The organism is Phocaeicola sp. GP0067, from assembly GCF_031119655.1.
Taxonomy (GTDB): Bacteria; Bacteroidota; Bacteroidia; order Bacteroidales; family Bacteroidaceae; genus Phocaeicola; species Phocaeicola vulgatus.
On sequence record NZ_JAVHZY010000002.1, the window covers coordinates 36,236 to 60,897 of the forward strand.

22 protein-coding genes are annotated in these 24,662 nt (G+C 46.0%); 16 read left to right on the forward strand and 6 right to left on the reverse strand.

All coding sequences use genetic code 11. The annotated features are described in order from the left end of the window. Positions 1-124: 124 nt before the first annotated feature. Positions 125-2,821, reverse strand: a complete 2,697-nt coding sequence (locus RE317_RS01945; protein ID WP_165859753.1) for a glycoside hydrolase family 20 zincin-like fold domain-containing protein — start codon at positions 2,819-2,821, stop codon at positions 125-127. A 204-nt stretch (positions 2,822-3,025) separates the two neighbouring features. On the opposite strand from RE317_RS01945, the gene RE317_RS01950 reads away from it, so the two are divergent. From RE317_RS01950 to RE317_RS02000, 11 genes are all read left to right on the forward strand, one after another. Next, the gene (locus RE317_RS01950; RefSeq protein ID WP_032944938.1) at positions 3,026-3,955 is read left to right on the forward strand and encodes a site-specific integrase; all 930 of its coding nucleotides are present in this window, start codon (positions 3,026-3,028) and stop codon (positions 3,953-3,955) included. 347 nt (positions 3,956-4,302) lie between these two features. Continuing rightward, positions 4,303-4,869 carry a DUF3575 domain-containing protein gene (locus RE317_RS01955; RefSeq protein WP_032944934.1) on the forward strand — a complete coding sequence of 189 codons (567 nt, stop codon included), beginning with the start codon at positions 4,303-4,305 and terminating at the stop codon, positions 4,867-4,869. 28 nt (positions 4,870-4,897) lie between these two features. Next, positions 4,898-5,992: a DUF3868 domain-containing protein gene (locus RE317_RS01960; RefSeq protein ID WP_303266137.1), complete on the forward strand. Its 1,095-nt coding sequence runs from the start codon at positions 4,898-4,900 to the stop codon at positions 5,990-5,992. 3 nt (positions 5,993-5,995) lie between these two features. After that, positions 5,996-6,568 (forward strand): DUF3575 domain-containing protein, encoded by a 573-nt coding sequence (locus RE317_RS01965; RefSeq protein ID WP_074783094.1) that lies wholly within the window; start codon positions 5,996-5,998, stop codon positions 6,566-6,568. 6 nt (positions 6,569-6,574) lie between these two features. Beyond that, positions 6,575-7,984: a DUF3868 domain-containing protein gene (locus RE317_RS01970; protein ID WP_117873506.1), complete on the forward strand. Its 1,410-nt coding sequence runs from the start codon at positions 6,575-6,577 to the stop codon at positions 7,982-7,984. Between the two features lie 30 nt (positions 7,985-8,014). Continuing rightward, positions 8,015-9,553 carry an Mfa1 family fimbria major subunit gene (locus tag RE317_RS01975; protein ID WP_117889353.1) on the forward strand — a complete coding sequence of 513 codons (1,539 nt, stop codon included), beginning with the start codon at positions 8,015-8,017 and terminating at the stop codon, positions 9,551-9,553. Between the two features lie 23 nt (positions 9,554-9,576). Next, positions 9,577-10,524: a FimB/Mfa2 family fimbrial subunit gene (locus RE317_RS01980; RefSeq protein ID WP_057099094.1), complete on the forward strand. Its 948-nt coding sequence runs from the start codon at positions 9,577-9,579 to the stop codon at positions 10,522-10,524. 83 nt (positions 10,525-10,607) lie between these two features. Further along, complete coding sequence (locus tag RE317_RS01985) at positions 10,608-11,549, forward strand: site-specific integrase (RefSeq protein ID WP_165859752.1); 942 nt, start codon at positions 10,608-10,610, stop codon at positions 11,547-11,549. A gap of 441 nt (positions 11,550-11,990) precedes the next feature. Continuing rightward, positions 11,991-13,394, forward strand: coding sequence for an undecaprenyl-phosphate glucose phosphotransferase (locus RE317_RS01990; RefSeq protein ID WP_032944918.1), 1,404 nt, complete (start codon positions 11,991-11,993; stop codon positions 13,392-13,394). Between the two features lie 47 nt (positions 13,395-13,441). Beyond that, positions 13,442-14,233, forward strand: a complete 792-nt coding sequence (locus RE317_RS01995; protein ID WP_117874075.1) for a polysaccharide biosynthesis/export family protein — start codon at positions 13,442-13,444, stop codon at positions 14,231-14,233. A gap of 8 nt (positions 14,234-14,241) precedes the next feature. Then, positions 14,242-16,653 (forward strand): tyrosine-protein kinase, encoded by a 2,412-nt coding sequence (locus RE317_RS02000; protein ID WP_117889354.1) that lies wholly within the window; start codon positions 14,242-14,244, stop codon positions 16,651-16,653. Between the two features lie 109 nt (positions 16,654-16,762). Here the strand turns inward: RE317_RS02000 and RE317_RS02005 are convergent, their stop codons facing one another. The 3 genes from RE317_RS02005 to RE317_RS02015 are packed head-to-tail and all read right to left on the reverse strand — an operon-like array spanning position 16,763 to position 17,781. After that, entirely contained in the window at positions 16,763-17,212 is a 450-nt protein-coding gene (locus RE317_RS02005; protein WP_008668600.1) for an N-acetylmuramoyl-L-alanine amidase, read from the reverse strand. Next, positions 17,209-17,310 (reverse strand): smalltalk protein, encoded by a 102-nt coding sequence (locus RE317_RS02010; RefSeq protein ID WP_005848116.1) that lies wholly within the window; start codon positions 17,308-17,310, stop codon positions 17,209-17,211. Before RE317_RS02010 ends, RE317_RS02005 begins: the two co-directional genes overlap by 4 nt. Positions 17,311-17,352: 42 nt before the next feature. Beyond that, positions 17,353-17,781 (reverse strand): HU family DNA-binding protein, encoded by a 429-nt coding sequence (locus RE317_RS02015; protein WP_008668601.1) that lies wholly within the window; start codon positions 17,779-17,781, stop codon positions 17,353-17,355. A gap of 248 nt (positions 17,782-18,029) precedes the next feature. Here RE317_RS02015 and RE317_RS02020 point away from each other — a divergent pair, with 248 nt between their 5' ends. After that, entirely contained in the window at positions 18,030-18,260 is a 231-nt protein-coding gene (locus tag RE317_RS02020; RefSeq protein ID WP_005843735.1) for a DUF4248 domain-containing protein, read from the forward strand. A 150-nt stretch (positions 18,261-18,410) separates the two neighbouring features. Here the strand turns inward: RE317_RS02020 and RE317_RS02025 are convergent, their stop codons facing one another. Together RE317_RS02025 and RE317_RS02030 are read right to left on the reverse strand one after the other, a co-directional pair. Next, complete coding sequence (locus tag RE317_RS02025) at positions 18,411-20,789, reverse strand: DUF3987 domain-containing protein (RefSeq protein ID WP_032944912.1); 2,379 nt, start codon at positions 20,787-20,789, stop codon at positions 18,411-18,413. Between the two features lie 198 nt (positions 20,790-20,987). Then, complete coding sequence (locus tag RE317_RS02030) at positions 20,988-21,155, reverse strand: hypothetical protein (protein WP_227201863.1); 168 nt, start codon at positions 21,153-21,155, stop codon at positions 20,988-20,990. A 307-nt stretch (positions 21,156-21,462) separates the two neighbouring features. Here RE317_RS02030 and RE317_RS02035 point away from each other — a divergent pair, with 307 nt between their 5' ends. From RE317_RS02035 to RE317_RS02050, 4 genes are all read left to right on the forward strand, one after another. Continuing rightward, positions 21,463-21,963 carry a UpxY family transcription antiterminator gene (locus RE317_RS02035; protein ID WP_110506271.1) on the forward strand — a complete coding sequence of 167 codons (501 nt, stop codon included), beginning with the start codon at positions 21,463-21,465 and terminating at the stop codon, positions 21,961-21,963. Between the two features lie 67 nt (positions 21,964-22,030). Further along, entirely contained in the window at positions 22,031-22,321 is a 291-nt protein-coding gene (locus tag RE317_RS02040; RefSeq protein WP_005843728.1) for a nucleotidyltransferase domain-containing protein, read from the forward strand. Continuing rightward, entirely contained in the window at positions 22,318-22,803 is a 486-nt protein-coding gene (locus RE317_RS02045) for a hypothetical protein (protein WP_005843726.1), read from the forward strand. Before RE317_RS02040 ends, RE317_RS02045 begins: the two co-directional genes overlap by 4 nt. A 547-nt stretch (positions 22,804-23,350) precedes the next feature. Further along, entirely contained in the window at positions 23,351-24,601 is a 1,251-nt protein-coding gene (locus RE317_RS02050; RefSeq protein ID WP_005843715.1) for a nucleotide sugar dehydrogenase, read from the forward strand. Positions 24,602-24,662 lie beyond the last annotated feature (61 nt).

Here is a 24,662-nt window from a genome sequence, read left to right on the forward strand (position 1 = left end):
TATCAGTTAAGCAACTTTTCCTTATAAAAATCTTAGAACTATGTACAAAAATGGCGTAAAATTCTCAAGATATACTTGAAAATTTTACGCCATACTGCGATTCCGGCCTCTGGAATTAAGGCTACTAATAGAACATCCAGTCCATCGTTTCCTCCGCACCTGCCAGTCCCGCATTACGCGGAGTTACCTGCGCGTCTGTAAATCCCAGCACCATCGTATATCCTTTCGGCAGCAACAAGGTATGCTTTCCGGTCTCAAAATGATAAGCATGTACATTCGCCAGCGGCATACCCGCTATGCGTATGGCATTGGTCAGTTTCGGTTCCGCCTGACCGTAATCATTGGCAGAAGCGTCCGTTTCCAGTTTCGGGGCTTTCGCATACTTCTTCTGGTCATCACGGAAATAACCTACCAACAAACTCACCGGAGCAGCCGCTTCAAACTCTATTGTCGTACCTTCCTTGCGCTGCACCTCCCCGTTCATTCTATAAGCAGTCAGCCCTTCCAGCTCGGCGGCCAACGCATCCACCTTGCCCGGTACATTGGAGAACAGGTTTGCCCCCGTCGCCAGTTTCACCGGAGCCAGTCCGTTCAGGATCTTCACATTTGCGGCGGACAAAGGTTTTATCTCAGCTGCACTTTCCGTCACCTTACCTGCCGCCCTATCTTTCAGCAACTGCAAGTTCGCCTTGAAATTAGCCAGCTCATTTTCATAATGCACCAGCATCTCTTTCCAGGTCTTGTTCTTGCCACCGTCACCACCGATAGGAATACGGCGTTGCGCGGTCTGCATACTGTTGGCATAATAATAAGTACTATCCGTCAATGCCACCAGCTTGCGGTAATGCTCCAGACTTTGTTCCATCAATGGAATAGCGGCATCCAGTTCATTCAGATCCTTTCCCCACTGATAGTTCAAGACACGCTGAGCAGCTTTCACTTTCAGGTTAAAGGCATAAGCAAATTCACGATAGCAATGCATGTCATTCCGCAAACGTCCGAACTCCTCTTTATTACGAGTCACCGCTGCGGCAGCCTTGTCAATGGCCGCCACCGCCTTGTCACCGTGTTCCACCACCTGCGCCACAATATCCAGCGGCAATTCGCCCACATGCGGCTGTTTCTTCCATTCCTTCTCCACATATTCTATCAGCTTCTCGCCCTCCGGCCCGCAACTCTCATAAAATCCCGGATAGATGGTATATTTATAAGGATTCACCAACTGGCTCATAAACATACCCAGCAACAAAGTCTGCCGGTTCCCTTCCGTGATGCCGAAACGGCGGAGCAACTTCGGAGCAATCTCTCCACTCTGCTCGTATGCCTCCAGAATATCTCCGGCTTCGGCAGGAGTCGTACCATAAAAATCGCCCAACTGCTTGTTCCAATATTCCACTTCGGATGAACGGTCCCGATGACAGTTCCATGCATAGCGTCCCCACGTCTTGTACCATATCCAGTCACGGTCCAGCTGATACTCCCGTTTGCCATCCGCCAGTTTGTCCGCCGTGTACGGCCAGTCCCAATAAGAAGCCTGCGGATACAGATGCAGGGCATTGGCTCCATGTACATTGTGCATGGCATTCACCGCCTTCTGTACAAAGTCGGGAGATCCCCAACGCCACGGTTCCAAGTTTGCCAGAATATGCACATTACTGATATGAATACTTCCCAAGGCACTCAAGTCCGAGTGTATCTTGGACCAAGGACCGCGCGGTTCGTAAGTAGTCAGTGACTCACCATTGTATTTATGCATGGTATAGAGGTTCTTGTATAACGGCAATGCCGCATCCATCACCATCTTGCAGTCCGTATCATGTGCACGCAGTAAAATGGGCGGTTCGTCCGTACGCCCCAGTGCCTTCAGTCCGTCCTTCACTCCCGGAATAATGGTTTTGGTAAACCACTCCACATCATCCTCGTAGGTATCCATCGCTTCCCCCAAGCACACCAGCAGACCTACATTGGGATATTTTTCTATAAACGCGGCCACCGACTTACGTGTATAATCACTGATCAGCGGAGTAATGGGACGGTTACGATCCTGTGTTTTCAACCCGTAATGCTCGGCAAAAGGCTTGCTTAACAATATATTATAAAACATCTGGATCACAAAGATACCGCGTTTGTCCGCTTCGGCAGTCAGGAACGAGAACATTTCCTCATTTTTCTTGAAAGTTTCCTCATCCACCTCTACGGCAAAAGGATACTCTTCCAGCTTCACCAAGGAAGCAAACGGATGCCCGTTCCACAGATACAAGGAATTCATGCGGTTCTCCACCAGCATATCCAGATACTTTATCCATTGCTCCTTGTCATAAAACCAAGGGAAGCTCTCCGGCGTATAAGGATACTCATACACCCCTCTTCCGGGCAGGTATTCCATTTTCTGAATCCCTACACAACCTCCGCGAAGCACCATTTCCGGAGCATCCGTCAGCTGTGCCGGAAACTTCAAATCCTTGTATTGCCCTACATGATCTATCAATTCCCGACAGCCGTAAATCACACCGCTTCCGTCGTTTCCTGTCACTGTAGTCATGTTTCCACGGGTAGAAATGGTAAACCCCTCCTTTTTCAGTCCGGCTGTATCAGCAGCCTGTTCCAGACGGATGCATACCTCATCTTTATCCATACCGGCAGTATCCGACAACATAACAGACGAATACCCCGCATCTTCCAGCGCTTTCTTCAAATGTTCTCCTGCAAACAGCACCCGGTTCGACGCCTCCTGCGGCATCACAATATTCACATTGGGTTTCTCGCACCCCCATAACACGCACATACATGCGACAAGTGTTCCTAGCCTGATATTTTTCATTCTTTTCATATAAATTATTTACAGTTAGACGAAAAAAACAACAAGACGTACTCACAAGACCTCCGCCAATCGTCAAAAAGCGAAGAAAAAGCACAAGCTATCACAAAAAGAAAAAAAGCTGATGAACAAACGGGGGCAAACTCAACTTTTAAAAGGAAATGTATTGTGGAACAGAATTACCTAACATTAAAAACGGAAAAAACAATGAAAAAGAAATCTAACCTGACCCTATTTATGAAACAACTTATCCGGTCGCTAAAAGAAGAAGAGCGTTTCAGTACCGCCCACATCTACCAAAGCACCCTGAACGCCTTCATGCTCTTCTGCAAGACCGATGCCATCCGGTTCAACCAGATGGAACGTTCACGCCTGAAACAATTTGAGAACCACCTGCGCAACAAGGGATGTACCTGGAACACTGTCTCCACTTATATGCGTACCTTGCGAAGCATCTACAACAAAGCCGTGGACGATGGTCTGGCGGAAGAAAAGCCCCGTCTTTTCCGTCACGTATATACCGGCGTAAAAGCCAATACCAAACGTGCCCTCGATGCCAAAGACATGAGCAAATTATTAAGCGCCTCCCTTCCACGCCCCCTGCCGCAAAGCATGAAAGAGAGCCGGGCATGGATTACCCTGATGTTCCTGTTACGCGGAATGCCCTTTGTGGATCTGGCACACCTACGCAAAACAGACCTGCAAGATTCCGTTATCTCCTACCGCCGCCACAAAACAGGAGCCCTGCTCACCGTCGAGATTCCTCCCGCTGCCATGAACCTTATCAAACGGTATCAAAATACAGACTCCGCCTCCCCCTACCTGCTTCCCATTCTCAGTGGAAACCGGAAAAGCGAAGAAGAGTATGCAGAATACCAACATGCCTTGCGGAAACTGAACTATGACCTGAAACAACTGGCGGTATACTGCGGAATCAAACTCAACGTCAGTTCCTACACCAGCCGCCACACTTGGGCCACTTTGGCTAAATACTGTCACTTTTCGGAACAATTGATTTGTGATGCCCTGGGGCACTCCTCCACAAAGGTGACCGAAACCTATTTGAAAAGCTTTAAAAACGATGAATTAGACAGAGCAAATAAAGTAATAATTAATCACATTAGTATTTCTATATAATCAATTTTAAAACTTCACATTACATTATAAAACAACAAATTAAAAGACTGTTACTTTAGAAGTAACGGAACAGATTTTGGAAGCAAAAGTATACAAACTTTAAATACAGTGCAAGATTTCTACACTTTTTTTTCGTTTTTATTTTAAAAATTTTTTTTATTCCGCATATACCTCTCCCTACCCATACTCCGATTGTCAATATGAGTGAAGCCACATTTCCGGTCTTTTATCTTCTCTAACAGCCACTAAATCTTTATCTTACTGCTGTTTTCATGTTTTTTCGCCTCCCTCCTCCCCTTCCGTTACTTCTAAAGTAACAGAAAAAAAACAAAACAAAAATATTGACAATGCGACATTCTTACTTATTTATAATAGCAATCATGCTGGCAGTTATGACTCCGCGTATAGCCCCGGCTCAAAGTATCGCTGTAAAAAGCAATGTTCTTTATGACCTTACCGGCACTCTCAACCTGGGAGGAGAAATAAGGTGTGACGACACCCATTCATTCAATCTGAGTGTCAACTATAATCCCTGGAATCTGGGAGAAAATAAAAAAATGAAGCACATTCTGATCCAGCCCGAATACCGTTGGTGGCTCAATGAAACATTCATAGGAAGTTTTTTCGGGGTGCAAGCCCATTTCGCCCAATACAATTTCGGTGGAACCACTCCTTTCACCACGGTCAAGAACAACCGTTATCAGGGTAATCTGATAGGTTGCGGCATTACCTATGGACACCAATGGCTGCTCAGCACATTCTGGAGTCTTGAAGCAAGCATATCTGTCGGATACGCCCATCTCACCTATGATAAATACGGTCCCGCCAAAGGAGACGCACTCATTGAGAAATCCCACTCCAACTATGTCGGGCCTACCCAGCTAGGCATATCATTCATTTATTTCATTCAATAAATATAAAAGCAAATATACCCTATCAGTCATGAAACTCAAGACAAACATACTATTCAGTCTTTTATTATGCGGCACCTTTGCCACTGCACAAAACCTGAAACTCGATATCCTGCCTCCCTCCGTTACTCTCGGACAGGACTCTGCCACAGTGTTCATGAAAATGACTCTCAATGTTCCCCAAATGGACACCAAAAGCCATATCCGCCTCACTCCTGTCCTCACAGACGGAACCCTCACGGCAGAACTCCCTCAAATCCTGCTCAACGGAGAACGTGCACACCGGCTATACCGCCGCACCCTGGCGCTCAACAAACGAAAAGGCAAGGCAGATGTAACTCCCGTATTTACCGCTATCCCCCTGACAGACAGCGATCAGACTATCCACTACCGTGCTTCCCTTCCGGCAGCCGACTGGATACAGTTCGCCACCCTGAACCTCAAGAAGGAAGTCATCAACGGCAGCGGAGAGAAAGTACAAAGCGAAAATATCCCCATTCCGGACACAGCACCCCATATAGCAACAGCAACAGATCATTTCGTTCCCCAACAGGACAGGAACCGGGAAGCTCCTATGGCAGCAGCCTCACCCTCTGCCCCCGTTGTTCCGGAACACCGTCCTGTTTCCCCTGCTCCGTCCGCACCCTCTGCCAAACCGTATTTCAAGGGAAGCTACGTATCTCCCGAAAGCGATGCCACCGATGAGCGCAACCAGAAAGAGCTGAACTTCAGTCTGGACGAAGCGCGTGTCATAGCCGAAATCAATCCGCAGATGCTTTCGTTACGCGAGCTTTACACCGTGGCCATCAGCTACAAGAACACTCCGGAACAGTTCTACAAAATCATAGACATCAGTGTCAAGATATATCCGGCAAGCCCCGTTGCCAACCTCAACGCCGCTGCCGCCGCCATCGAACGGGGCAACACACAGGCAGCCGGCCGCTATCTGCAAATGGCTTCCCATGAAACGCTTGCCTACAAGAACTGCCGTGGAGCCTACGAGCTGTTGTGCAACAACACCTACGAAGGCATCCGCCTGCTGAAAGCCGCCAAAGCCGAAGGCTCGGAAGAAGCCACCTATAACCTGAAAATATTCTTTGAATCTAATCAAACCAATATACAATAAAACATGAAAACCCGGTATATCCTTTCTTGTCTTCTGCTCGGCGGCGCCCTTTCCGTTTCCGCACAGAAAATGGCTGTCAAAAGCAACCTGCTTTCCGCCGCCAACGGTGCGTTGAATGCCGGTGTGGAATATGCCTTCGGCCTCAAATCCACATTCGATTTGTCCGGCAGCATACGCCCGTGGAAACGCACGGAAGGATATGTCAACAAATATTGGCTCATACAACCTGAATACCGCTACTGGACTTGCCAGAAATTCAACGGCAGTTTTTGGGGAGCCTATCTCAACGGAGCGCAGTTCAACGTAGGAGGAAAAAAGATGCCTTTCGGACTCTTCCCCTGGCTGAAAGAGCACCGGTATGCAGGCTGGCTGGCAGGTGGAGGCATAAGCTACGGATACCACATCCTGCTCAACCGCCACTGGAATATAGAAGTTTCCGTCGGTGTAGGGTATGAATATATCGACTATAAGAAATATAAATGCCCCGACGTGTGCGCCGAGCTACTGGAAAAAGGCCATTATCACTATTTCGGCCCCTCCAAAGCATCCCTGAGTATAGTTTACATATTTAACTAAAGAGCCATGAAATACTTATTCTATCTTATATCATTTATTTTTCCTGCGCTTTGCTCATCGGCGCAGCCGGCAGAACGGGACAGTTCGATTTACATCGCCTCCTCCCGGCTCTACCGGATGGGAGAAAGTCTGGTAGTGTCCATGCAGGTAGACATTACCAGACAGATTCCCTCCAACGAATCAGTCATACTGGTTCCCCGGCTCAGCGACAGCCTGGACAACTTCATCCAGCTTCCCGCCATCTATGTGAACGGTCGTAAACAGCATATTTTCTTCCAGCGTGAAACCGGCAGACAGGAAAAAGACTATGAAGAGTTACGCCGCCGCAATGACCGCAAACAAAGCGTACACTACTTGCGCAGCATCCCCTTCACCCACTGGATGAAGCATGCCTCCTTGCATCTCATCGAAAAAGAATGCGGATGCGGAGTCCCCCGCCATACAGACTCCACCTATCTGACCCGCCTGAACATCCTTCCCGATATCCATCCGCACGTAGCGTTCATCACTCCGCAGATGGAAGAAAGGAAAGTGCGCGAAGAAAGCGGACGTGCCTATCTGGACTTCCCGCTCAACGAAACAACCATCTATCCCGAATACAGAAACAATCCGGCCGAACTGGCAAAGATAAAGCGCAGTATCGACCTGATAAAAAACGATACCAATGTAGTCATTTCGCATATTGACATTCACGGATACGCCTCTCCCGAAGGCCCCTACTCCAACAACGAGCGTCTGGCGCGGGAACGGACCCGGACCTTGAAAGACTATGTATGCAGCCAATATGCTTTCAACGATACATTGTTCACCACCCATTACACCCCCGAAGACTGGGACGGATTTGTCAAGTTGCTGACCGACACCGTTATCACCCATCGCGAGGAACTGCTACATATTGCAGAAAGCAAAAGCAGCCCCGACGGGAAAGAACGGAAAATACGGAAACGTTATCCCGAAGAGTTCCGTTTCATCCTGCAACACTGGTTCCCCGGCCTCCGCCATTCAGACTACACCATCCACTATGTGGTACGTCCGTTTACGGTAGAGCAGGCCAAGCAGGTATTCCAAAGCAACCCCAAGAATCTGAGTATTGAAGAGATGTTCCGCATAGCCCGGACTTACCCTGCCGGCAGTCCGGAATACAATAAGATTTTCATGACGGCGGTTCTGCTAAATCCGGAACACCCCGTTGCCAATCTCAATGCAGCCTGCATCCTGCTCTCGCAGGGAGATACCAAAGGCGCCTCACTCTATCTGGACAAAGCCGGTGAGACTCCCGAAAAGACCCTTTTACAAGGTATCATGCAAATGCTGAACGGGAATTATACCGAAGCGGAGAACCTGCTGCGCAAAGCGGAAGAAGCAGGACTGCCCCAAGCAAGTGAAAACCTGAAGATATTACATGAGATTTACTAATCACATTTTTAACTAAAACATTTTTACATTATGAACAAAAAATTATTATTATCCTTCACTCTTGCAGCTGCAATGACAGGATGTATCAATGATTCAGATGTTCCCTCAGGAAACGGAGACAATCCGGCTACCGGAGCCAGAGGAGGAAACATGGAGATTTCATTTCTAGTTCCCAACTCTTCCAACGGCAGCCGTGCCGCTTCCGCCGAAGACTCCGGAGTTTACGAAGACGGTACCGCCGAAGAATACAAGGTGAGCAATGTAACCCTCTATCTGTTTGACTCTTCCAGCAAGAATCTGGTTACTACCATCAATGTAACTCAAAGCGATCTGGGCGCAGGCACTTCCAGCGGAGAGAGCAGCAAAGAAGGACAAACCATTGTCTATCCTTGCAACAAGGAAATCACAGTAAAACCGGGCAACTATGACATCCTTGCCGTAGCCAACGGTTCACAGACCTTCGAAATAGGTCAGGAATCCACATTATTGGGACAGATTGACGCCTCCACCTATGGAAACGGCATGATAACCAGCGTACCCGGAAGCGGTTTCATCATGTCCAACCGCGGCTCGGCCAATATGAACATCACCGTGGAGTCTCCCGAAGAAAGCGACACCAAAACACAGGTCAGAATCAATCTGGAACGTGCCGTTGCCAAACTGATGGTCAGAAATGACAGCAAGGAAATCTACACGCTGAAGAATTCTACCGGAGTGACTTACGCCACAGTCCGTCTGAACAACTACAAATTCATCAACCTGGCAAACAAGTTCTACACCTTCCGCCATGTCGCTAAACTGGATAACGCCCCTGAGACTCCGTCTGCTCCGTCATCTTACAGCGTGGAAGCAGGAAACTTCGGTAACATCGCCGACAACAACGGTTACCTTATCGACCCCTATTTCTTCGACAAGACCGTAGCAGGAGCCACTACCAATTTCACAGGCGGTTCATTCTACACCAACCACCTGTCAAAACAGACAGACAGCAACTGGTCGGGCCTGGCCGATGCAGGAAAGTACGTTTCCATGTACTGTCTTGAAAACTGTATGTTCCGTCCGGCACAGAACACAGTATACACCACCGGTATCATGCTGAAAGGTACATTTACCCCCGAAGCTTCACAGACCATCGGTAACAACGGTAATCCGGTAGAAGACCCGCTTGTATTCAACACACTGTATTATTTCAACTATAAGTTCTACACCACACTGGCAGCTGTAGGCAAATATGGCGATGCCAATATTGATGGTTTGACAGAAGAATCCAGTGATGCAGAACTGGCTGCCAAGCAGATTACCCGTTTCACCAAGAACGGAGGCAATTTCTCCACTTTCTACAATTACTGGATCAAACATCTTGACAACAACAACCCCACCGTCATGGGCGTCATGGAGTTCGGTATTGTACGTAACAACATCTACTCTGTCAACATCACCAGCATCAAGAACCTGGGTCCCGGCACTCCGGACACCAAACCCGATCCGGATGAAAACAAAGCATTCCTGGACGTAGAATTCGGAGTATATCCATGGATTGTCCGTGACCAAGATGCCGACCTTGAATAAAACAGTCTCAAAATAGAAAAACAATGAGTAAAACTGCTACTATCCTCTTCGCCCTATGTACTCTTTTCTGTAGTGCATGTTCCTGGGTAGACGATGACCGATCCGATTGTCCCACAGGCTGTTGGCTAAAGTTATCCTATACCTATAATATGCTGAATGTAGATGCCGTGACCACTCAGGTAAAAGATGTCACGCTATTTATTCTCGACCAGGAAGGAAACTATATAGTCCGGGAGGAAGTAGACAGTCTTACATTCCATCAAAATGAATGTACAATCCAAGTCCCCTCCCTGCCTCAGGGAGATTACACCTTTCTGGTCTGGGCAGGATTGGCGGACTCACTTTACCGGCATACTCCCACCTCACTGACACTGTTACGCAATGAGGCGGGAGAACAATCCGAAAAACTTTCATCTCTATTCCACGGGCGGCTGGACAATGTGCATATCAGCGGCGAATATCAGGTTTTGGCTCTCTCTCTTACTAAAAACACGAATATTCTGAGCTGCATATTGCAAAGCCAGTCGGCCGCCCCTCTGGATACAGATGATTTCCGTCTGGAGCTGACAGCCCGCAACGGATGCATGGATCACCGGAACACTCCGACAGACTCCGTTTTCACCTGCTATCTTCCCTTCATGCAGGAAAGCGCCAATCTGGAAGACATACAGGTAGTACATGCCGGAATGAATACATTGAGACTGATGGAGAATGACGACACCCGCCTACGGTTAATCTATCAACCTAGTGGAAAAGAGATTTTCGATATTCCGCTGACCCCCTATCTGCTTCTGTCGCGTAATGTCGAAACAACCTACATGCCTCCACAAGAATATCTTGACAGGCAAGACCGCTATAACCTGATATTTTTCCTGAGCCCGACAGAGGATCCGCAGAAACCTTACATATGTTTACAAATGCAAGTAAACGGCTGGATAATACGTATAAATGATGCAGAATTAGATAAATAATCTTTCTGTTTTGAACATTTCAGTCTATATTCGATTCCGTTATGAAAATTACTTATTATGTAAAATCTATAATACGGAACCTTATGAGAAATAAAAAAAAATTCAACGAGTTTATGAACAAAACGATTGAAGAACTGAAAGACGAGAAACGTTATGGCACGGCACACGTCTACCAAAGTACCTTGAACGCTTTCTGCGAATTCTGCGGATGCAAGATTGTTTACTTCCACCAGCTCAACAGAGCCACACTGAAAGAATTTGAGACCCACCTGCGCGACAAGCAGCTGAGCTGGAACACCGTTTCCACCTATATGCGGACACTGCGCGGCGCCTACAACAAAGCGGTGGACCAGAAAATAACCACCGGCAACTCCCGCCTGTTCAATCACGTCTATACCGGAGTGAAAAACGATGTCAAGCGTGCGCTGGAAGTGGAGGAGATAAACAAGCTGCTGAACGAAGTTCCTCTGAAAAGACTACCGGAAGACCTGGTACGATGCAGGGTTTGGGCAAACCTGATGTTCCAACTGCGCGGGATGCCTTTTGTTGATCTGGCCTTTCTTCACAAAAGTGACTTGAAAGGTAACACACTTTCTTACCGCCGGCATAAAACGGGCGGCCAAATGATAGTGGATATTCCGCCAACAGCAATGGAACTGATCAGACAATATCAGAATACCGACTGCAACTCTCCCTATCTTTTCCCTATCCTGAGCGGCACCAAAACCGGAGAAGATCTGTATATAGAGTATCAGCAGGCGCTACGGATCATGAATTATAATCTGGGCAGACTGGCAAGACGATGTGGAGTGATAACCAAGGTCAGTTCATACACCACGCGCCATACCTGGGCCACCCTTGCCAAATATTGTAATTTCTCTGAACAACTAATCTGTGAGGCTTTTGGACATTCGTCAGTGAAAGTTACAGAAACATATTTGAAAAACTTCAAATATGAAGAGATAAAAAAAGCTAATGATGCAATAATTCTATACGTTTCAAAAAATGGAAAGAAAAGGGCATGAATAGATAAAAAGTTGATTATCAAGCTATTTAAATTCCGTTACTTTGTAAGTAACAGAATTTATTCAGCAGCAAAAATAGACAATAAATCGATAGCAAACAAGAAACAACCCGCTTCTTTTTTTTAAAAATTAATAAAAAATACGGTCTAATAGATAAAAAGTAATAATAAAAAGAACATTTTTAATTATATAAAAAAGAGAAAATATAGTAACACACATCACGTTTTACACAGTCAACGCAATGCATTAAAATATTATATTTCAGAATATTATATCTTATCCGCTATAAAATAGTGAGATATAAATTATACAATATGTTTATTGATAAATTTTCTGTTACTTACAAAGTAACAGAAGAGCAGAAAAAAGAAAAAAAGCAACATAGTTGAAACATAGTTGAAAAAAACATCATATAGATCTGACATATAAAAAGTTTTACCTATGATACAAGTCCAGAGATTTAACAAAGTACTTAAATTAGCAGTCATTCTAGGAGATTTAGTCATTCTGAATGTACTTTTCATCTCATTTAATTCAATATGGAACGAGTTGTTTGGGGAAAGAGCCTGTAGCGGCACTTTACCCCAAATTCTAACTCTGTTCAGCGTATGTTATTTTGCATGCACTATTTCAGGAGGTGTCATACTGCATCGTCGGGGAGCCCGTGCCGACCAAATTGTATTCCGGGTACTCCGCAACGTGTTCTATTTCTCTTTTTTATCGACCGGACTGATGGTATTATCCGAACTTGAGATATATTCCAAACGCTTTTTTATCTATTATTTCATTCTGCTCATCCTCTGTATCACTGTCTATCGCCTGCTTTTCCGTTTCTGCATACAGCTATACAGAAGCCATGGAGGGAATTTCCGTACGGTCCTCTATTTGGGAAGCACCGAAAATATAGCCGAGCTGTACCATGAAATGACCTCCGATGCCACTACCGGCTACCGGGTACTGGGCTACTTCGACACCACCCCCAATGCCAAGTTCCCCGCCAGCTGTACCTATCTGGGAAAACCGGAGCAAGCCATTGACTACCTGGCACAGCACAAGGTGAACCAGCTTTACTGCTGCCTGCCCTCGGCATTGAGCGAACAGATCGTGCCGGTCATCAACTATTGCGAGAACAACCTGATACATTTCTACAGCGTGCCCAATGTGCGCAACTACCTGCGTCACCGCATGCACTTTGAAATGATAGGCAGCGTACCCATCCTCAGCATCCGCAAGGAACCCTTGGGAAAAATAGAGAACAGGCTGATAAAACGCATATTCGATGTAATCTTCTCGCTGCTCTTTTTATGCACATTATTCCCCATTATATTCCTTATTGTAGGAGTGACCATCAAAATCACTTCTTCGGGTCCCATATTCTTCCGTCAGAAACGTAACGGATTGAACAACAAGGAATTCTGGTGTTATAAATTCCGTTCCATGAAAGTAAACAAGGAATCGGACACCTTACAGGCCACCCTCAACGATCCCAGGAAAACCAAATTCGGCGATTTCATGCGCCGGACCAATATTGACGAACTTCCGCAATTCATCAATGTATTGCTGGGAGATATGTCCATTGTAGGGCCACGCCCCCACATGTTGAAACACACGGAAGAATATTCCAAGATAATCAATAAATACATGGTCCGCCATTTCATCAAGCCCGGTATCACGGGATGGGCGCAGGTGACCGGTTTCCGTGGCGAAACCCGCGAACTGGAAGACATGGAAGGACGTGTGAAAGCCGATATATGGTATATGGAACACTGGTCTTTCCTGCTCGACCTTTATATTATGTACAAAACCGTGGCAAACGTGCTGCACAAAGACAAGCAAGCTTATTAGAACAAGACCTGAAAACTGAAATTTTTTAAATAACAGAGAGCCAAAAAATGAGAAGATTGAAATTTACCCTATTCGCGCTGGCTTCCCTGCTGCTATGCAGTTGCAGCGCCTACAAAAAGGTACCCTACCTGCAAGGGTCCGAGTACCTGAACATGGCAAATGTCCAAACACCCCTGTATGATGCACACATCATGCCCAAAGATTTGCTGACCATCACGGTAAACACCAGTGACCCCGATGCCGCCATTCCTTTTAACCTGACGGTAGCCACCCCCATCACGGCAAACAGCAAAAGCCTTACCAGCCAACCATCCCTGCAACAGTATCTGGTAGACAATAACGGGAACATTGATTTCCCGGTCTTGGGCACACTACACATCGGCGGCCTCACCAAAAGCCAGGCGGAAAACATGATAAAGGAAAAACTGAAAACCTATATCAAGGAAAACCCCATTGTGAATGTACGCATGGCAAACTACAAAATCTCCGTGATGGGAGAAGTTGCCAAACCCGGCACATTCACCATCACCAATGAAAAAGTAAACATCATGGAAGCGCTCGCCATGGCGGGAGACATGACCGTATACGGACAACGCGACAAAGTGAAACTGATCCGTGAAGATGCGCAAGGCAACCGCCAGGTGATTCCGCTGAACCTGAACGATGCCGACATCATCGTATCTCCTTACTACTACCTCCAGCAGAACGATGTGGTGTATGTCACCCCCAATAAGACCAAAGCCAAGAACGCAAGTATCAGCAACAGCACCACCATCTGGTTCTCGGTAGTAGGAACTCTGGTCGCACTGGCCAGCCTGATAGTAACCATTGCCAAATAAACAGAATTATGAAAGAAGACTTATACGACGACCTTTATCTGGAAGAAAAAGAAGAAAAGACCGATTTCAAAGCGATTCTTTTCAAATACGCCATCCATTGGCCCTGGTTCGTGGCATGCACCCTGCTGTGCATAGCAGGAGCCTGGCTTTATTTACGTTACACCCCGCCGGTGTACAACATCTCGGCATCCGTCATCATCAAGGACAATGACAAGAACAGCAAAGCAAGCAGCGGCATGGCCGACCTGGAAGACCTGGGCTTCTACTCCTCCATCAATAACTTTGACAATGAAGTGGAAATCCTGCAATCACGCACGCTTATCAAAAAAGTGGTGGAAGAGCTGGATCTTTACATCAGCTATGCCACAAAGAGCAGTTTCCATGACATCGAACTTTACAAAAGTTCCCCTGTGAAAGTATGGATTACCCCCGAAGAAGCCCAGAAACTGCCCGCCCCCGCGCGTCTTCACCTGACCTTGCAGCCGGGCAACAAGCTGAATGTGAAACTCCGGATAGGAGAAGAGGAATACAACAAGCAGTTCGACAAGCTGCCCGCCTTGCTGACCACCCCGTCGGGCACGTTCAGCTTTACCCCTAAAGACTCCGCAACCGTCCAAAGCACGCAGGAAATCATGGCTACGGTTTCTTCCCCCCGCAGTGTGGCAAACGCCTACCGGGGAGCATTAAGCATAGAGCCTACTTCCAAATCCACCACTATCGCACAGATCTCTGTCAAGAGCACGCATACGCAGCGCGGCATGGATTTCATCAACAAGCTGGTGGAAGTCTACAACCGGGATGCCAACGATGACAAAAACGAAGTGGCTACCAAGACCGCGGAATTTATTGATGAACGTATCAAAATCATCAACGGCGAACTGGGAACCACGGAACAGGAACTGGAAACCTTCAAGCGCGATGCCGGGCTCACCGATTTGAAAAGCGACGCCCAACTGGCATTGAGTGAAAACTCGGAATACGAAAAGAAACGTGCCGAAAACAGCACCCAGCTCCGGCTGGTACAATTCCTGGCCGGCTATGCCAACAATCCGGATCATGCCTACGAAGTACTTCCGGTCAATGTGGGCCTGACAGATACCGGTCTTGCCGAGCTGATCAACCGCTACAACGAGATGCTGCTGGAACGCAAGCGCCTGCTCCGTTCCTCCCAGGAAAACAACCCGGTGGTAGTCAATCTGGATGCCAGCATCCGCGCCATGCGCAGCAATGTGCTGACCACCATCAACAGCGTACAAAGAGGTTTGGCCATCACCCAGGCGGATCTGGAACGTCAGGCAGGCAAATACGCCGGACGCATCACCAATGCTCCGGGACAGGAACGCCAGCTGGTCAGCATCTCGCGCCAGCAGGAAATCAAAGCCGGCCTTTACCTGATGCTGCTGCAAAAGCGTGAAGAAAACGCCATCACTCTGGCATCTACCGCCAACAACGCCCGCATGGTGGACGAAGCACTGGCAGACGCCATCCCCGTATCTCCCAAAGGAAAGATGATTTATCTGGTAGCACTGATTCTGGGAATCGCCCTGCCGGTAGTTGTCATCTATATCATCGAACTCTTAAAATACAAGATAGAGGGCCGCGCCGATGTGGAAAAAATCACCTCCCTTCCCATTGTGGGCGATGTACCCCTGTCGGAAGATAAAGGAAAAGAAGAAAGCATTGTAGTACACGAAAACCAAAACGACCTGATGGCCGAAACCTTCCGTAATGTACGCACCAATGTACTTTATATGATGAGGAGCGACGAGAAAGTCATATTGGTTACCTCCACCACCACAGGAGAAGGCAAAACCTTTATCGCTTCCAATCTGGCTGTCAGTCTGGCTTTATTAGGAAAGAAAATCGTGATCGTGGGGCTTGACATCCGCAAGCCGAGCCTGAACAAAGCTTTCAACTTATCACACAGGGAACAAGGCATCAGCCAGTTCCTCGCCAATCCGGAACATACCGACCTGATGTCGCTGGTACAAGTTTCACGCATCAATGCCAACTTGTCCATTCTGCCCGGAGGGCCTATTCCTCCCAACCCGACCGAACTGGTGGCACGTGAATCTTTGCCTCAGGCTATCGACATACTGAAAAAGCATTTTGACTATATCATTCTGGATACCGCCCCCATCGGCATGGTGACCGATACCCTGCTGATTTCGCGCGTAGCCAACGCCAGCATCTATGTGTGCCGGGCAGACTACACCCACAAGGCAGATTATACTTTAATCAACGAACTGAGCGAACAGAAAAAACTGCCCAACCTATGTACCCTTATCAACGGACTGGACATGAAGAAAAAGAAGTACGGATATTACTATGGATACGGCAAGTATGGCAAGTATTACGGATACGGTAAAAAATACGGTTACGGCTATGGATATGACACTGAAAATGTAAATAAAAAGTAATTTCAAAAGTAATTACATAATACCATAAGACTAATTCTCTTCTGAATTTGTTAAAATATTAACACAATTAGAAAGAGAATTAGTCTTATTACGTTTTAATATATAAATATTATTTACTATATTTTTCTTTCGAAACATCAAAACAGGGGCACTGTTTCACCCATTCCTCAGGCTCTATCTCGCCATTTCCGTTCAAATCCGGACTTAAATCCCGATGACCGCAAACCTTGCAACCGGGATAATCCACCAGCAACGCCCTGACCAGTACACGCAACGAATGTTTCTGCCACACCGTCCGCGTATCCGCCAGCCTGCCCCGCTCACTGATTCCCCCCTCATAGCATATCCCGATACTCTGCGCATTATGTCCACGCGCATGCGCCCCTATTTTCTCTATGGGACGAGTTGTTTTTATATCCCCGTTCTTGCGGATATAAAAATGATATCCGGGTCCGTTCATTCCACGCCTGCGGTGGCACACCTCCAAATCCTGTTCGGTAAAGTCCCTGTCCGCCTTTGTGGCGGAACAGTGGACAACAATCAGATTAATCACCCTCATCCCCCTATGCACGAGCTGATTCCTACTACACCCGCAATAGCCGTAGCTACTGCAATCACCACTTTCAAAATAGTGCTCCAAACAGATTTACCTTTCATCCTACAGTTTTTTTTAAAATTAAACACTTGTCCGCCATCTACTTAAGCAGGCTTTTGCTCTTCCTTCGTTTTCACCGGCAATTTATCCACCTTCGTATATTTCAGTGCTGCCAGAATACCGCTTAGCGCAATACCCGGACGGAAATTGATACGCGCTTTTCTAATCATCGACACATCATACGCATCCTCCGTTTCCGCACCTCTTCCGCTCAGGCCTATCTGGAAAGTGCCCAGATCGGCAAGCCTTACGATCTCGCCCCCTTCCAGAGCCTCCATAATCACATCCTCCAAGGCAACAAGCACAGCCATTACATCCGCACGCGTCACCGTACAGGTTTTCTGAATACGATCCGCCATTTCGCGAATCTCTACATGGCCATTGGCCTGAGCTTGTGCATAAAACTTAGGCACTGCATCCTGATCAAGCGGATTATTACGCTTTACCACCGAATAAGAAACTGTTCTTCCCATACTTTTTCAAATTAAAAATTAAAACTTGCAAATTAAGAAACACACTGGTAATCAAGCGTTAACCACTAAGCCGGCTATGATTGACTTTTGATTACACTACAAAGATACGATGAACCGGAAGCCCCGTGTAGACATTTGTAGAGAAGCGTAGGAGATTGTCGGGAAATGTCGAGAATAACTTACAGAGAGAGTAGGAAAACAAGGACATTTTGCGTATCTTTACCCTATAATCAAAACGATAAAAGAACATGAACCAAGAAGAAAAAGCATTCATTATCAGAGCGTATGACAAAGCGGAACTGGCAGAACTATACAGCCCGGGGCGAACTGCCGCGGCAGCCCTGCAAACCCTGTATCGCTGGATGCGGAGAAACATGCTGCTACAGGAAGAATTGAACGAAGCGGGCTACAACAAATTCCGCCACAGCTTTCTGAAGCATGAAGTGGCAATCATAGTGAGGCATCTGGGAGAACCTTAGGACATACGCTTCCCAAAGAACCTGTTGTCTACATCGAAAGACCTTGTTGTTTTTTTAAAATCCCCTGTTGTTTTACCGGAAAGGTCCTGTTGTTTTTTGAAAACAACAGGATCTTTTTCACCTGCATTTAAGGCTCACAAGGCTCAGGGCTCACTTAGGCGGTTTTCTGAGCCAAGATTTGCCGGTCTTTCTATACTTACCATCCTCTTTCTCAACGATTTGATAATACACCAAACGCAACAAATAACGTTTCACGGATGCTGTAGGCAACCCGGCTTCATTGGCAGCCGCCATCAGCTCCGAATAGGTGAACTCGCGCGGCATTTTTTTCAAAACGGGACGCAGTTTGAAAAAAGCCTTTACCGGCCTGATTCTTCCGGCAGTATCATCCATGGAAGTGGAAAGCAGCAAACTGTGTTCCAGCAACACATCCACTATCTGCATTGCCGTATGGAAATCCTCATCCGAACACTCCCACTCCGATGTATTCCATTGCGGCTCACACTTACGCAATGCAGTCAGCACCATGGCAATACGAGACATCATCAGTCCGTGGCGCAGCACAATGGCACCCGGAGAATCATCATCTTCCGCCACTACCTCACGCAGATACGTTCTGAAACGCTCCGTATGCTCTTTCCATTGTTCCTCGGTGAAAACCACCTCGGTAGGCGATCCGGAGAGAAAGATAAACATACGCAGCAGCTCCTCGCCCATCCCTTTGAAATAAGCGCGCATATCCAGCCGGGCCTTGCCGGGATTTGCCGACTTATACTCCCAGTGGGCCTGTCCCACATAGAAAGCCACACGGCTGTACATTCCATTCTCCAGCGAAGAAATAAATTTATGCAACTGGGCGGGAGTACCCGAAGCGCATAATGCCAGATGAGGGTCACTCACAACAACAAGCCGGTGATCCGTCTTGAAATAAGAAGACACCTCCTCGTGCTGGGAGGCGGCACGCATCACATCATCATGTTTTCCATACTCCTGGTGCATGGCAGAACTTATCATGTCCAGCTCGGAGGCATTCATCACCAAGCCGACCGCTCCACCCGCCTCCAAAGCCAGTATCAACTGGCTTTTTGAAATATTGGGAGCCACCTTCAGGATGCGTTCCACCGGCATCTCCGGGCATTGGTCCAAATCGGGAACCCTCTTTTCCTGAGCGGCAAGCCGTTCCTCCAGATTCCACTTCAGCAGCTTCTGCCGGTACTCACGCTCATCCTTCCTGTTCAATTCATCGTAATACTCCTGAATGGCTGCGGGCAGAATTGCCGCCAGTTGCATCACCCCCTTTCCTCTGCCCGAACCGGCCAAAGCCACCAGGTAGAGATCGGCGGAATAAACCATTCCTCCATAATTCATCCTCACCCCCGGCAGACAACCGCTGATGTTGGTAATCATGGAGAGCAACAGAATATCCCTCTCGCGCTTGTTGCGGACGTGCGTCAAACCACGCTTCAAAAAGTCGGGCAAACGGTCGAACAGTTCATCCGGAAGACACGGAACTTCACGACGCAACTTGTCAGCCTCAAGTTTCTCTAACTCAGCCTCTTCCTCCCCCTCATTGGGCTCAGAATACCGCATAGGTGAGCCCTGAGCCTTGTGAGCCCTGGAAGCAGGTGTTTCGGGCCCCTTGTTCATGTCGGCATACCGGTATCCGGAGTCTATGCGCGGAGGTATATCCCCGGCGGCACACCCCATACCCGCCAGCCTTTCCACCGCCAGCGTTTTCAGCCGTGCCAACTCTTCCTCGCCCACTCCTTTATAGCGGGCGATACGTCCCAGCTTCAACAAAAACTCATTCTTTTTGCCATCCACAAAGGGATTCTGCTCCAGGAACTCGTTGAAGAATGTGTGCAGCATGCCCGAAGCCGCAACGGGAGGCCCGGACGCACCTGCCGGGGTCTTCACTTTCAGCTCCGCCAAAATCTCCCCCACCCTGTCGGGATGCTCCGTCACAAAGCGCCGCCAGGGAAAAACTTCGGTATCCGGACGAAAAAAAGCCTCCGGATCATACGATGCAAAGCAAGGACGGGTGGGATTCTTGCAACTCATGTCACAGGGAAAGGCAAGAAGCTGCGCCACGTGCCATGCCACCAATGCGTATGCCATACGATACTCGTCCACACTCTCCGCTTCCACACGCACCACCAGTTTCAGCCCGTCGTACGAAACGCTGCGCCATGCCGCCTTCACCCAAGGAGTGTCCTTCAATACCTGCAAGAACTCAGACACACGGCCGTTACATTTATCCACATCCAGCATGGCGTCCCCGCTCCACTGCTTCAGATTGGTTTCGGCATGGCTCCCATCGCAACGCCCGGCTATCACCAGCGCGGCCAGTTTTCTCTTTAACTTCTTGGCCTCTGTCTCCCTGCCCGAAGCCTTCAGGCGCTGATACTCTTCTACTTGCACCTTCCAGCGTTCGCCACGCAGAAGTTTCACAAACTCTTTCAATGTCATATCCACGGCATGTTCATCGAACACCGAGAAATAGAAAGAGCATAAATCGGTATAAACCATTCATGTATGAATTTAAATTATCAAAAGGAGGGCATTTCCCTCCACCATGAAAGCAAAAGTATATTGCAAACCCATACAATCAAAAGTTAAAATTGTACACTTGCCCAACGTAAAGCACTGATTTACAATACCCATTTATGATACAAGTGTACAAATAACCGGGAGACTTCCTTTTAATGTCTTTTCACATTTTGCTCCTTATTTCCTTTCTTTCCTCTTTTTCTTCTCTTTCCGTTCTTTCTTCTTCTTTTCCTCCTTTTTCCGCAGAAACTCGTCTATATCAGCCAACATACTTTTGCACATGCGCTTCAGAACTCTCATTTCCTCATCAGTGTAGCCTTCACCGGACAGGCGATATCCGGCCATGATTTTTTCCAACTCTTGAAGGAAGCTCAATCTGCCACTATTTTTCTTATAAATCTTGATTTTTCCACAATGTTAATATCATTTAAAATATAAAAAGCACAAAAGTATAAATAAATACGTCATTCTTGTTAATTTTTTCATTTTTTGCGAACAAATAGCTTGTTATCGTAAAAAAATGTCTATATTTGCATCAGAATTTAACGACAAGCTTACCTGGGAATGACACAGGTAACAGCGTAGCGTGCTCAAGAGGCATCATTTCTTTCATTTTTTAGAACATCTAACATTACTTTTCCTTCCTCCGAATATGAAAAAATGGCTAGTGGCGTATGTCCGCCTTCACCACGAAAAGAAGACGGCCGAACGGCTGACCGCAATGAACATAGAGAACTTCCTGCCTGTACAAGAAGAAATCCGCCAATGGACTTACCGGAAAAAGAAAATAAAACGGGTGGTTATCCCCATGATGATTTTTGTCCATGTAGATGCGGCGGAACGTTCGCAGGTGCTCACGTTGTCGGCCATCAGCCGGTATATGGTGCTGCATGGCGAACATACTCCGGCGGTGATTCCGGACGAACAGATGGAACGGTTCAAATTTATGCTGGATTATTCGGACGAGGCGGTGGAGATGTGTACCGAGCCATTGGCTCCGGGAGAATTGATACGGGTGGTCAAAGGTCCGCTAAAGGGTCTGGAAGGAGAACTGGTGGAAATGGATGGAAAAGCGAAAGTGGTGGTAAGACTGGATTTGCTGGGATGTGCGGGGGTTGATATGCCGGTGGGGTTTGTGGAGAAGATAAAATAAGGATGGCGGACGCTAGGAAATGTGGAGGAGAATTTGTAGCTTTGCGGTAAGAAAGGAGAATAAAGGCATGCGTTTGCAATCTAAAGAAATACAGACCATCATCCAAATAGCCAAAGATATTTATGGCGAAACAGTGCAGGTATATCTCTTCGGTTCCCGTCTGAATGACGAAAAGCGCGGAGGAGATATTGATTTATTAGTCCGCAGCACGGGAGAAAAGAAGGGGGTATTGGCACGCATCCGCATGACCGCACGCTTGAAACTGCATTTGGGCGACCAAAAGATTGACGTCATCGGTGACCATGAGGATTCACCGGTAGTGCAGGAAGCCTTGAAAAACGGAATACAACTGATATGACAGAAAAGAAAAAAGAGATAACAGAACGCCTGGAACGGGAATTTGATGTATGCGACAAGCATATCCTTCGTATAAATGAAGCTCTTGAAGGGTTAGGGGTCAATATTCCCATGTCTGCGGATTGTTATTCCAACCTGACAACAGAACAAGTCCGCTGCATAGACCAATTCATATTTCGCTTTTCCAAATTGCAGGATTCCATGGGAGCAAAAATATTCCGATATATATTGGAATATCTGGATGAAGACATCACCGCACTTCCTATGCGTGACATTCTGAACCGTCTGGAACGTTATCTTATTATTCCAAGTGCTGACGAATGGACTTATATACGTGAGTTGAGAAATGAGATCTCACACGATTATCCCTTGCTTGAAACAGATGTTGCCGCCATTTTGAATGAACTGTTTTCCAAAACAGATATTATATTTAGCATTTACAGTAAATTGAAAAGTGTCTTCAATAATAACAGACACGCTTAAACCGTGATACAGGCTATTCTTTTCTTCCCCGATATTTTTTTCGGAACACAAACTTCGAAACGAAATTATCGAGAAGAAACAAACGCTCAGGAAATTCATGCTGAATGCTGAATGAGATTTTCTCTGTTGTCTACCAATTTTATAAAGAAAGCAATCTTTTAATCCGTAATAGTGATAAGAGAATAAGACTCATATCCTATCTTTGGTCTGAAGTATAGAATTCTATAAGAAATGGTTAGTGTTAAACAAGATTCATTCGTTGGTAAACGGGAATTTTTCCATGCCGTAAAGAGAAATTTAATTGGAAGAAATTTTCTAAATTCATATTGTTGATTGTTAGTTTATTATTTATGGAAGGCAGTGATTTTTCTTGAGAAATGAAAGAAAAAGAAAAGTGTTTTAGATGAATATTTTTAAAGATTCTAAAATACAAAATAAATATTCTTGAACCACTAAGCGATATGTTCTTTCATATAATTCTTTTGAACATTATATAAATTACACAACGAACATTCAATAATTAGTATTATTTTTTATCCGTATAAAAATGAGCAAAAAATTTAAAATTGCAGTAGCAGGTACTGGTTATGTAGGGCTAAGTATTGCTACACTTTTGAGTCAGCACAATCAAGTAACTGCTGTAGATGTTATACCCGAAAAAGTAAATTCTATAAATCAGCGTAAGTCACCTATACAAGATAGCTACATATCAAAATATCTAGCTGAAAAAGAATTAAATTTAACAGCAACATTAGATGGAACCAAAGCCTATAGTGATGCAGACTTTGTCATAATTGCAGCCCCTACTAATTATGATCCTGTAAAAAATTACTTTGACACTAAGCACATTGAGGAAGTAATTACTCTTGTAAAAAGTGTAAATCCCAATGCAATCATGGTTATAAAAAGCACTATCCCTGTCGGCTATACGGAATATATTCGTAAAAAGATGAATACAGAAAATATTATCTTTTCACCTGAATTCCTACGAGAAAGCAAGGCCTTGTATGACAATCTTTATCCTAGCCGTATTATTGTAGGTCGTCCTGAAAATGATGAACGATTAGACAAAGCCGCTCACGATTTTGCAGCCCTTTTACAAGAAGGAGCAATAAAAGAAAATATAAAAACTCTATTCTTAGGTTTAACTGAAGCAGAAGCTGTGAAACTTTTTGCAAATACCTACCTAGCTCTACGTGTTTCCTATTTTAATGAACTAGATACATATGCAGAAATAAAGGGATTAAATACACAAGCAATCATAAACGGAGTCTGCCTTGATCCACGTATTGGGACCCATTATAACAACCCTAGTTTTGGATATGGAGGATATTGTCTTCCAAAAGATACGAAACAATTACTCGCTAATTATGCTAACGTTCCTGAAAATTTGATACAAGCTATTGTTGAAAGCAATCGAACCAGAAAAGATTTCATTGCCGACCGTATACTTGCCAAAGCAGGATACTACGACTATTATAATCATAGTGATTTCAATCCAACAGAAGAAAAACATTGCATCATCGGTGTATTCCGCCTTACGATGAAATCAAATAGCGACAATTTTCGGCATAGTAGCATCCAAGGTGTAATGAAGCGCATCAAAGCTAAGGGTGCGGAAATCATTATTTATGAGCCTTCCATTGAAGATGGAAGCACATTCTTCGGCAGCAAAATAATAAACGATTTATCTATTTTTAAGCAACAAAGTCATGCTATTATTGCTAACCGCTACGACTCTTGTTTGGATGACGTAAAAGAAAAAGTTTATACAAGAGATATATTTAGAAAAGACTAATACAACTATTCAAATTACAAAATTAACCTAGTATAGTTTTTCATTATAAATACTACATTGA